Origin of the sequence: Flavobacterium hungaricum, assembly GCF_015182285.1 — a bacterium.
Taxonomy (GTDB): Bacteria; Bacteroidota; Bacteroidia; order Flavobacteriales; family Flavobacteriaceae; genus Flavobacterium; species Flavobacterium hungaricum.
Genome location: NZ_PRDM01000003.1, coordinates 532,001 through 543,793, shown reverse-complemented (window position 1 = coordinate 543,793; position 11,793 = coordinate 532,001). Strand labels below are relative to the sequence as shown.

The 11,793-nt window shown below is 38.6% G+C and carries 7 protein-coding genes; 3 read left to right on the top strand and 4 right to left on the bottom strand.

Going from position 1 to position 11,793, the window contains the following annotated elements:
• Positions 1-186: 186 nt before the first annotated feature.
• From C4F50_RS15390 to C4F50_RS15380, 3 genes are all read left to right on the top strand, one after another.
• Positions 187-2,367: a hypothetical protein gene (locus C4F50_RS15390; protein ID WP_194139536.1), complete on the top strand. Its 2,181-nt coding sequence runs from the start codon at positions 187-189 to the stop codon at positions 2,365-2,367.
• A 25-nt stretch (positions 2,368-2,392) separates the two neighbouring features.
• Entirely contained in the window at positions 2,393-3,151 is a 759-nt protein-coding gene (locus C4F50_RS15385; RefSeq protein WP_194139535.1) for an SDR family oxidoreductase, read from the top strand.
• A 558-nt stretch (positions 3,152-3,709) separates the two neighbouring features.
• The gene (locus C4F50_RS15380) at positions 3,710-6,589 is read left to right on the top strand and encodes a CheR family methyltransferase (protein WP_194139534.1); all 2,880 of its coding nucleotides are present in this window, start codon (positions 3,710-3,712) and stop codon (positions 6,587-6,589) included.
• Between the two features lie 755 nt (positions 6,590-7,344).
• Here the strand turns inward: C4F50_RS15380 and C4F50_RS15375 are convergent.
• The 4 genes from C4F50_RS15375 to C4F50_RS15360 all read right to left on the bottom strand — a co-directional run bounded on the left by C4F50_RS15375 (position 7,345) and on the right by C4F50_RS15360 (position 11,105).
• Complete coding sequence (locus C4F50_RS15375) at positions 7,345-7,983, bottom strand: NAD(P)H-binding protein (RefSeq protein ID WP_194139533.1); 639 nt, start codon at positions 7,981-7,983, stop codon at positions 7,345-7,347.
• A 72-nt stretch (positions 7,984-8,055) separates the two neighbouring features.
• On the bottom strand, positions 8,056-9,165 hold the full coding sequence (locus C4F50_RS15370) for a catalase family protein (protein ID WP_194139532.1): 1,110 nt from the start codon (positions 9,163-9,165) through the stop codon (positions 8,056-8,058).
• Between the two features lie 24 nt (positions 9,166-9,189).
• Positions 9,190-10,149 (bottom strand): SMP-30/gluconolactonase/LRE family protein, encoded by a 960-nt coding sequence (locus C4F50_RS15365; protein WP_194139531.1) that lies wholly within the window; start codon positions 10,147-10,149, stop codon positions 9,190-9,192.
• Positions 10,150-10,151: 2 nt separating this feature from the next.
• Positions 10,152-11,105 carry a PQQ-dependent sugar dehydrogenase gene (locus tag C4F50_RS15360; RefSeq protein WP_228012046.1) on the bottom strand — a complete coding sequence of 318 codons (954 nt, stop codon included), beginning with the start codon at positions 11,103-11,105 and terminating at the stop codon, positions 10,152-10,154.
• Positions 11,106-11,793: the final 688 nt, after the last annotated feature.

Sequence of the window (11,793 nt, the reverse complement as noted above, 5' to 3'; positions counted from 1 at the left end):
AATCTCTTACAGCTTTTCAGATGATCTTTACAGTATTTAAACATTTTCAGAATTCAGTGTAAAAAAGGAAAATTTATAAAAACATGGAAAAATTATATAAAAAAAAAATCGATTGTTTTATCGAAATTTACTCATAACCAACACATTACGCAATATTACATTTTTACAAACTAAAAACTTATCGTTATGCATACGATAACACCATGGAGCGCAACTGCTCAGGCAGATATTGAAAATAGTGACATACTTTTAAAAAGAAAAATTCTTGATTACACTTATCAATTCTACAATACAGGCGATTCCCTCTGGATTGTCGCCATTATGCCCAATAACGGAAAAATAGCTTTTCGCGCGGCGTTTGCAATGAACAGCTGTTTTGAAATAACTAATCTTTTTGATGATGACAATACGATTGTCATTATTTTAAGTTCCAGATTGGGAAATTATGAAGTTCGCGTTAATTTTCCCGATCAAGCTTCACCTTCCTTACATTATACATGCAGCTTTAAGGCAGACATCCCATTGAGGATCCCGTTCTGGCCCCGAGATATACTTCCCCTTACCCAAAATGGAAGGGTAGAAAATACTAGTGGTAAAATTCATATGGAGCAGTTCGGTTCCAGATCAGGATTACTATTTGCAAGCATTACAAAACCACAAACGGGATCCTTTTTTTATTTTCAAAACCTTACTTCCTTATCAGAATATTGCGAAGTGACCGAAACAGAATCAAAAAGTACCGTTGGCGGAATCTGGCCAGAAATTGGATTTCAGCTTCCGGCTACAGATATGCTTCCCCTGCCTCAAGATAAAAGCCTGACTATCTCAGATGCTTATGTTTTATTTACTACCGACATATTTGAGAAGACATCGGCTATCTGCGAAAATTTCTTAAATAATCTTGTAAAAATATACAAGCTACTGGATCAGCCCAGAATTCAATATAATAACTGGCCTGATATTGCGCAGAAAGTCATTACAGATTTAACCTATAACAAAGGTGCATGGACACAAAATAACGGGAATCCGTATCTTAATGCTTATTTGTGCGATTATGAAACTCCTGCAGAGAGTATGGTTCAGCTTGCAGTACTCACTCCATTTAAGGAATATGAAAAATGGAGCGGTGACAAACAGCGGCTTTGTGAAGATTTAATAAAAGGACTGCCCGCTTTTTATGATCTAAAAATTAAATGCATAAACAGATGGCTTCCCACACTTGTTGACAAACTTAACCAGTCCGAAGAACAAAAAAAAGAAATGTTGATGGACTCCTGGTATCTGCATCATCCGTTAATGAATTTGGCCAGACTGGCTTTGCAGGGCGACAAAACCGCAGAGAAACTTGTTTTAGATTCTATTGAATATGTCATAAAAGTAGCGCATCATTTTAAATATTCATGGCCGGTATTTTATAATATGGAAACACTGCAAATAATCAAAGCAGAAACCGCTCCGGGTGAAGGAGGAGAAAATGATGTTCCGGGTTCCTACGCTCATTTAATGTTATTGGTCTATAAGCTGACCAGAGAAAAACGCTATTTAAACGAGGCAGAAAAAGCTGCAAAAAAATTGGAAGATCTGGGAGTCAATATTTTATATCAGGCTAATAATACCGCCTTTTCGGCGGGAGCATTATTAGAATTGTATAAAATTACCAATAAAAAACTGTATCTGGATTTAAGTTATACCTGCCTTAGCGGCTTATTTAAAAATGTACAGCTTTACGACTGCAGATATGGATTTGGAAAAAATTACACGAATTTCTTTTCCATCTTTCCATTAAATGACGCGCCGTATACTGCTGCTTATGAAGAATTGGAAGTCTATGCCGCTTTATCCGAATATTTCGTTCAGGCTAAGGACGTGTCTATTTTAACAGCGTTAAAAACGCTTATCCCCGAATTCATAAAATTTGCCGTTAGCAGAATTGCCTACTATTATCCCTCAATGCTGCCTGAAGAAATGCTCTCTGAAGAAGTGAAAACGGGAGAAATACAGGCTGATTTGTGGGTTCCGTTAGAGGATTTATACAACGGCTGGGAGAAAAGCGGTCAGGTTGGTCAGGAAGTTTACGGCGCCGGAATGGCATTTGGTGTCGTACCAAGACAATACATCAAAGTCGATGAAGACTTTTTAATTTTTATCGATTATCCTAATGAATTTACTAAAAGGGGAAAATCAGTCACCATACATCTTGACGGGGATAAAGATATGTCGTGCAATTTAAAAATTATAAAAGCAGGCGATCGAAGTATTAAAATGAAAGTATTTCAGAATAAAGAGCTATTGAAGGCCTTTCACGAAACTAAAAAAATGCACGAATATGAAATTTCAGGACAGGCTTTAATTAAGATTGAATGGTAATATTACTAATAAATAAAAACACATAATGGAAAAATTAACAGATTACTTTGGACAAAACATCAATGGAAGACGAATTGTAATCACGGGCGGAACAACCGGAATAGGAAAAGCAATTGCCGATGTATTAGTATCTCTCGGCGGACGCGTTCTTATTTTTGGAAGAGATCAAGAAGATTTCGATAATGCCGTTGCCGATATCAAAAAACAATTTCCGGGCAGCGAAGTTTATGGCTACCCGGCAGATGTAACCAAAAAAGAAGACATTGATAAAATCTTTGATATAGTAGAAAATGAGTTGGGCGGAATTGATATTTTAATCAACAACGCAGCTTTGGCAGCTCCGGGACTTACCAAGGAAACTTATGAAGAATACAAATATGTTATAGATACAAATATTACAGGTTATCTAGCCTTTGCACAGCAAGCCGCATCAAGAATGAAAGAGCAGAAATCCGGACATATTATCAATATTGGATCGATGAGCGCGGAAAGCCGTACTGCCGAAAGTACTATTTATGTGGCAACTAAAACAGCCATTAGAGGTTTTAGCACATCATTGCGTAAAGAATTAAATCCGCTTGGAATTAAAGTTTCTCTCATTGAACCCGGGGCCGTAACCAGCGATATGCAGACTGACCCAAAAGAAATACAGCACCAGAAAGTTGAAAAATTGGAAATGCTGGAGGCTTACGATATTGCAATGAGTACTTTATTCTGTCTGTCCCAGCCAAGAAGATGCGATATTGTAAGTATGCAGATTCGTCCGCATCGTCAAATAATTTGATGTACCGGTATAATTAGTAACAACTTTTTGAGTCGTATGCTATTTAGTATTTAAATACACCTGCAATGTTACAGGTGTATTTTTTTTGCATTTTATCTGTCAATAATTATATAAAAAAAATCAGCTGTAAAGCTTCGAACCATCTTGGCATTAATTCTTAGAAAAAGCAAACTTTAAAATATGATGACTCTGCAAAAACTGCCATTCCAAAAGGCGCCAATTGAAGACAATTAGCGCCTTTTTTTATTAGTAAGGCCTGGTTACTGCATCATTATAAAAAGCTGGGCATCAAAGGTTAAGCTCCTGTATTTAGGTTCTTCTTAATTTGTTGCTTCTTTAGCCACAAAACCTATTTATTCTTAACAGACATCTTCCGCGCTAGGGATTGATTCCAGCTCTTGAAAACTTATACTCCCCATCAGTAATAATTTTATGTAAGAATTTAGACTATTAACAAATTTCTTTACTGCAATTTTTGTATTTTTATGTTGTTACAAGAACGCAAACTGACTGTATATCTGCTGCGTGTTAAGTTTTTTTTTAGCATATTGAATAGAGATGGAAACAATTGTACAAGATACGGGACAAAACAAGCCGTTTTTACCAGTAGTGGGAATAGCCGCAGGCACCGGAGGTATGGATGCGATTACTAAGCTCATAGCTGGAATAGCTGCAAATTCGTCAATGGCTTTTGTCATTATCTACCTGCATACCACAGAATACCCGGAGGACCTCTCGGAGGTCATTAAAAAAGACACCAATTTGGCTGTAACTGAAATTATTACTACTTTAATCCCTGCCCCTGGACATATCTACACTGTTCCTAAAAATAGTGACCTGACTGTTCAGGATGGCATTCTCACAGTACATAAACGAACGCGACTGGATAAACCCGATGGGAGGTTTGATTTGTTTTTCACCTCTCTCGCCCAAATATACAAAGGCGCAGCTGTAGGTATCATTTTGTCAGGCACAGGATTTGATGGTATGGAAGGCCTTAAAGGCCTTAAAGAACTTGGCGCCGCAGCTGTTGTACAGGATCCCCGCACAGCAGCCTTCAGAGAATTGCCCCAGAGTATTATAAATGCCGGAATGAACGACTATATTGAAACACCCGAGCATATTGCTGAGTTATTAAAAAAGATAGTCCTTAGCATTGAAGAAACTGATGCGTATGAAGAATCTGGCTATTTTGCCCCTGCGCACCAGGAATTGATCAGCAAGATCAAGGATCTTCTTCTTTTTAACACAGGGACCGATTTCAATGCTTATAAGCAGTACTATGTTAGAAGACGTATAGCCCATAGAATGGTGATAGCCCGCAGAGAAACCCTGCATGATTATTATGTCTATTTAAGGTACAGCAAAGAAGAGCAGGATTTGCTTTTCAACGACCTGCTGATAACTGTATCGGGATTTTTCAGGGACAATTCATTTTATGATTCCCTGACAGCTGCTGTATTTCCGCAATTAATCAGAAATACAGTAAATAATTCCCTGAGAATCTGGATCGCAGGCTGCGCCACTGGACAGGAAGCTTATTCCGTGGCAATCGCACTGCACGAATATTTAATACAGACAGACAATCCTGATATACAGGTGCAGATATTTGCCTCAGACCTCTCTGCAGCAGGCATTTCAAAAGCCAGAGAAGGTCTATATAAAAACTACGATTTGGATAAAGTGTCAGCAAACAGGCTGCATAATTATTTTACAAAAAGAATTGACGGCTATCACGTTCAGGATGAGATTCGGAATATGTGCATTTTTGCCGTACACAATTTAGTAAAGGATCCTCCTCTTGGAGATATTGATCTGGTTTGCTGCAGCAATGTACTGAACTTTTTTAATGGACATAATGAAAATGCTGCACTAGAAGCATTTCATTATGCATTGAGAGAAAAAGGAATACTGGTTACCGGAATTTCAGAAAATAGTTTAAAAACGCAAAATCTATTCGCGAATTCAGGACAACCTGAAAATTTATACATACGCAATACGATTCTTCAAGAAAGGGATGAATCGTCTGCACTGATGAGTACTGTTTCAGATGATAAAAACATTTCATCTTATAACGGACCGCTGATGGCACGCGAATCCCCTAAGCAGCAATACTCGGAGTGCGCATATACAGACTCTGGGGCCCTTGCAAAGAATATAAAGCAACAATTGCTTACTGGCTGTAAAGAACTTGAAAAAAAAAACAAACTGGAAGCAAGCCTTGCAAAGAGCATAGAAGCTAAAAATAATGAATTGAAGTTATTACATGATGAACTCAGGAATCGTCAGAAGCTGCTTAGCGCTGCATCAAATTTTGCGGAAGGCATTATACAGACCAATCATGAGCCTGTGGCGCTCATCGATAAAAATTTTATCATCACCAATGCCAATGCCGCCTTTTATCGATACTTTAAGACCGCCCAGAACAAAACAGAAGGTTACAGTTTTTTTGAAATTGGCAACTGCCAGTGGGACACTTGCCAGCTTAAGGATCACATCCTTAAATTACAGCGTGGTACAGCAGTTCTTGAAAATTTCAGAGTGGAAACAGAATGCGAAGGAATTGGAAAAAAAATCATGAATGTGAGCGCGCGTCCACTACATGATGGAAAACCTGACAGTCCCCTTATAGTATCCCTAAAGGATATTACTGAAATAAATTCCCTTTACGAATTGTTTGAGAATAAGAATTTAGAAATCCAGCAGTATAACGATCTTATGAAAACTTTCTCAGGAGCAGCGAGCAGTAATATGCTGGATCCGCTTCAAAAAATTCAGATGCTGAGCCGGAGAATTTTTGACACGGAAATACACTTAAGCGAAACGAGCAGACACCACTTGCAGCGTATTTTATTTTCTGCAGAAAATATGTGTAAACTCATAGAAGATCTTATTTTATATTCTAAGATCAGTTTCCTGACTAAAGAATATAAAAGAACAGATTTGAATTTGATCATCAAAAAAAACCTTAATGATCTTAAGACAATCATTAAACAGAAAAGGGCCGTTGTCAAAGTAGCGCCATTGCCAGCGCTGGAAGTAATGCCCAAACAAATACAGCAGCTATTTACAAATATTATATCCAATGCAATACAATACAGCAAAGATGATGTAATACCGGAAATTCATATCGACATCAAACAGCCCTCCACAGAGGAAATTATTGATATCGGAGGGAACCCTGAGCTTTCCTTTGCCAAAATCAGCGTAACTGATAATGGTATTGGATTTGATAATAGGTACGAAAAGCAAATTTTTGATCCTTTTTTCAGACTTCATAATAACGATCAATATGTCGGAAGCGGATTGGGACTGACTGTGGTAAAAAAAATCGTCAGCAGTCATCGCGGCTACATAAGAGCGTCAAGCAAAATCCATGAGGGCACAAAAATTTATATTTATATTCCAACGCAGCAACTGACTGAAAAGAACCTCTGACTTAAATGTAGACCAAACAATCCATTAACGTTTAGGTATCATATGATCTTCTGAGTCATCTAGTTCTACCTTTGGGAGAATGCCTTTTTCCCCCGACGACAAAATGTCAATTAAACTCATATGCAGTAATTTGCTAAATTTATAATAGCTTGAAAATTATTTTAAGCGATGTTATTATTCACGTTATTGCTGTTGAAGTGTTTGGACAAGCCAAACAATTTTCATAATAAGCTTTTTAATATTAAGGTATCGACGGTACAGTTTACTCATACTTTCTATTATTTACTGCATTTTAGTATTACAGTTCATAACTTATTACGCAGGCAGACGAAACTTAAAAAACATTTACAGACAAATATTGAATTGTAAATCAAAATATCATTAGGACTTAGACTCTTTGCTGCAAATTTTTTACATAAGGCACCTTTGCATTATTTCTTAACAATTTAGTCAATACTACCGGTTAAATAAGAATTACACCTTTATTTTGTGTTAAATCAAGCTTTATTACTTGTTGCAGTTGCATAAAAAAGGTTTCATATTATAATCTGCAACCAAATTTTGACAACTATTGTCTGTTCGGTTTCATTCAGTTTTTTAATTGGATCCTGCTCGCAGCAAGCTGCAAAAGTAACTTCAAGATGTTTTTAAAATCAATCGAATTATGCAATTAGCTCCTCCCTAATTCATTAATTTTAAAGATATTAATAGGGTAATATATATTTATATATTTACTTAATTTACGACATCAACATTTAAAATGATGCGATTTCCTGAAGTTTTAAAACTGATGTTCCCTGCGGCAGCTTCCAAGGTGCCTTGGCCAGCTTCATTGCCAGCACTTCGGTTGGCACGGGTCTGTATTTTTTCAGCAGTCCAATACCATTAAAAAAGTCAAGTATTTTGACCAGTATTTTCTCTCCGGCCCTGTCACTTCCTTCACGCACAAGAGGTCCTGGTCTAAATATAATATACTGCCCAAAATCAAGCTCTGCAATTGCTGTTTCCAGTTCACCTTTCATTCTTAAATAAAAGATCCTGCTTTTTGGAGAAGCATCAGCAGAAGAAACCAAAACAATTGAGTTAACCCGGTTTTGTCTTGCAATCCTGGCAAATGCTGCAGGAATTTCAAAGTCGGTTTCCCGCTGTTTTTTCTGAGAACCCGCTTGTTTTAAAGTGGTGCCTAAGCAGGAAAATAAAACATCTCCCGTGATATGCTCACTATACTGATCCAGCTGAGAAAAGTCAATAACATGTTCAGATAATTTTGGATGTGACCTGCCTGTGGGACGTCTTACAAAAATAGCTACCGATGTATAGTCGTCATCTTGTATTAGTTCATTTAATAGAAATTTTCCCGTGGAACCTGTCGCCCCTATCAGCAGTGCCTTCATAACTTTTATCTTTAAAGGTGATTAAAATTGGTTTTGTTAATACATTTAAATATAGCATTTGCGGGTATTATTTCAATCGGGTAATTCGTTAATGCTTTTAGGTTCAATCCTTGCCAAGGCATTCATATGATGCCTGTACCTGCTTGAAGTTTCATAGGCAAGTTTTCGCACGCGCATTATGTTTCCCAAAGGACGGTGCGCGGGAAGGCAGTGAAAGGGGTTAAAGCTGAGAGTGTCATCTGCATATACACGGCGTTCCGGACTGAATGTTTGCTGTGGAAGAAAGCTAAGTTTTGCAACAGGCTGGTACGGACTTATATCCTCAGGCCACTGCACTGATCCATCTTCTACAGGCATAATGCTTAGATCTGTACACAGCTGCGCGCTCATTTCATATTCTGCTGTATTAGACTGAAAAAAATCAGCAGTGACTTTAGTTAAAAAGGCATTTCCATCAGCATCGATTATTTCCTTATCAATTTTCTTTCCTGACAATTCCCTGACATTTTCCGATAACGGTTTTACACTTATTTTTGCTACATAATCCCCAAACCTCAACGCTGCCATACTGAAATACGTATCTCCGAGAAGATGCGGGCCGGGAGCGCTTAATTCATTCGTATCATCAGCCAGCCCCACTGCTGCCAGTACATTTTGGACTCCTGCGGCAGCCTTTTGTGCAATTTGCTGGAATAATTCCCCGCTGTCGGCTTGCTTTTCCAGATTTTCCTGAAGCTTTAGATATTCCCTTATTGTCCCGGTTGGAATAACAGGATAATTTACCAAAAGAAAATCCTGTGTCACCGCATCGCAGAGTTCCGGCAGTAGTTTCTCGCCTTCAACTCCTATAATCTTTATGGCCATACCTCGAAATGCAGACATTTTATCGGGCATTATTGTGCCTTGTGCGGTAGAAAAACGGACAATAACCGGATAGGTATTAGGCACCGCAAATAATCCCTGTGCCAAATGCTCAGGCAGATTCTCGTAAACCTGCAATTGTCCTTTTAAGACAGCATGGCTTTTTGCATGTGCATCCCTGATGGCATGACGGTATTTCTCGTACATCAGGCGGTTTACCCGTGCCATGGAGTCTACAATTTTCTGGCTGATTTCCTGCTCGTCCGGCTGCATTACCTCGATCGAGTCACTGTAACGTATATAAGGCGTGGATTGTGTCATAAGATATATTATTTGTGAGCTGATTTATTTTTTCACCGGATTTAAGACGGCTTGCTGAATTGAGAATTTTTTCGACGGCACATTATTTCCCTCTGCAAGTTCGCTGAAATTGGCATTCATGATCCAGGTATCTGGACCTGCCATTGCTGCAGTTGACGGAAAGGCAAATCGATCTTCTACAGAGGTGGATTCCGTCACCTGAGCTGAAATCCAGTTATCAGAAGTTTTTATTTTAAAAACTTTGTTTACTCCTGCGTTTTGAACGAGTGTCAGGGTGTTATTGTCATTCAAAAGCATGCCGTCTGCTCCCGGAAAAAACTGGTCAACTTTGACTTTTGTTCCGTTATTGGGACTTGCAATGGGTAGTTTTATTATTGCTCCTGTTCCATTATTAGCGACAAGCAAAAAGCCCTGTGGATGGAACACTATACCATTGGGGCCTACTCCTGCTGTTTTCAAAAGTTCACTTTTACTAAAAACTGCCGCATTTCCTTTTAGGTCTACTTTGTAAACCGCATCTGCAAAGCTATCGGTAATATAAGCACTGCCTTCATTGTCAAACGTCAGGTCATTAGGAAAATGCTCCCCTGGAATTAATTGTGATAAATCAATATCATTTATTTTTTTGCCGCTTTTCAGGTCAATGATAATCAGTCGTGCCATTTTCTTTTTGGTATCAGGCGTACTGAATTTGCTGTAATTGGCATCACCGGCACAGACAAAAAGCCTGTTCCCATCTGGATGCACTTTAAGGCCGTAGGTTGATTTTAATGTTTTATCTGCATATAATTCAGAATATTTTCCTTCTTTGGTAACTTTTCCCACGGTTCCCAATCTTGCCGAGGAAACATAAAATACATTGGCGGCCTTGTCAAAAGCCACTCCTTCAGGATAGGTTTCCGGAGCTTCAAATTCAATACGTTTGGTTGGCTGCTGCGCCCAGGTCAGCTGGGATAAAAACAGCAATAAAATATACTTTTTCATTTTTATTTTTGTTTAAGGGCATAAATAATTCCATTTGCATCGTCAGATACATATACTGCATCGGTACCAATAGCCAGTCCTGCGGGTCTTCCAAAACGTTCATTACCAATCAGGAACCCAGCTAAAAAATCTTCAGATCCAATGGGATTTCCTCTGCTGTCAAATTTGATACGCTCCACTTTATAACCGCTTGGGTTCTGCCTGTTCCATGAACCATGCCAGCAGACAAGCGCATCGCCCTTATTTTTTCCGTTATCAAAAAAGGCAAAAGCAATAGGCGCGCTGTGTGCAGGAAATTCGAGTACTGAAGGCTGTGTTTTTGAAGCCCAGCCTTCCTTGGTATTACCTACCGGGTCTTCCCTGCTCTGGTCAACTTCACGCTTGGCATAAGCAAACGGAAAACCATAATTGCCTCCCAAAACAATATGGTTTAATTCTTCGGGCGGCCATTCATCTCCCTTTGCATCACCGCCATTATCCACGCCCCACATTTCCTTGGTCTGCGGCTGCCAGTCAAAACCAATAGTGTTGCGTAGACCTGAGGCATAGAGAGTTCTTTTCCATGTAATAGGATCTACCTGCAGCATTGTGGCGGTTTCCTTGTCACTTTCCTTGCAGTCATTACAAACGCTGCCCACTGAAATGTATAATTTCCCGTCAGGGCCAAAATCCATTGTGCGGTTGGCGTGCTGTCCTCCGCTTGGAAGGTCTTTTATCAGTGTATCTGCGGCTTTGCCTAAAGTCCCGTCTTCATTCAGCGCATATCGAAGCACTTTGTTATTGTTGCATAAGTACATGTAATTATCTTTCGAAGTGATGCCGTGTACTCCTGGAAAATCTGCCACACGGGTCATGTCATCAAACTTTCCATCTTTATTGGTATCGGTCAGCATCAGTACATCACCAGCATCCCGTCTGGTAACATAGAGCTGGCCTTTTTTGCCGATGTACAGCATACGCGGTTTTCCGAGGCCGGTTGCAGCAGGGGTTACCCGCCAGTCCTTAGCCGTTTTAAGACCTGATGCCAAAGCTGAATTATATTCCAAATGGGCTGGATAATTAGTAATGGTTGTTTTTTTTGTATCTTCCTTTGGAGGAATGCCTTTTTGGCTGTAGGATAGCAGCGCTAAAGATGATAGAAATGCTGAGAGTATGTATTTCGTATTCATTTGTAGTATATTGTTAAATAATTAAGAAGAAAATTGTAAGCTCATTTAATGCATTATTATAATGCTATTTCCTGTCCGTGAATTACTGCTGTCTTGATGATATTTTTTTTAAATTAAGAGAGATCTAAGTAACTATATTTTAAACGTTTAATTTTACATCATATTAAAATATTCTTACAAAAAAGACACCAATAAGACATCAAATAGTGAAACAATCTAATGTTGCAATTTGGCGAATATTTGAAAAATTCAAATTTTGTAGAATCTCCAACTCCCTGTTATTTAAAAGAAAATTAGCAAAACTGGAGAAGTTGTCCTATCTTTATCTCTATGAGAAGAAACGGAGAAATTATAATTATCGAAGACGACGAGGATGACAGAATGTGATTAAAGGTCCTATTTGAAAGTTTAGATTACAATAACAAACTTACATTTATTGAGGATCCTATGGAAGTAATAGATTATCTGTCAAATC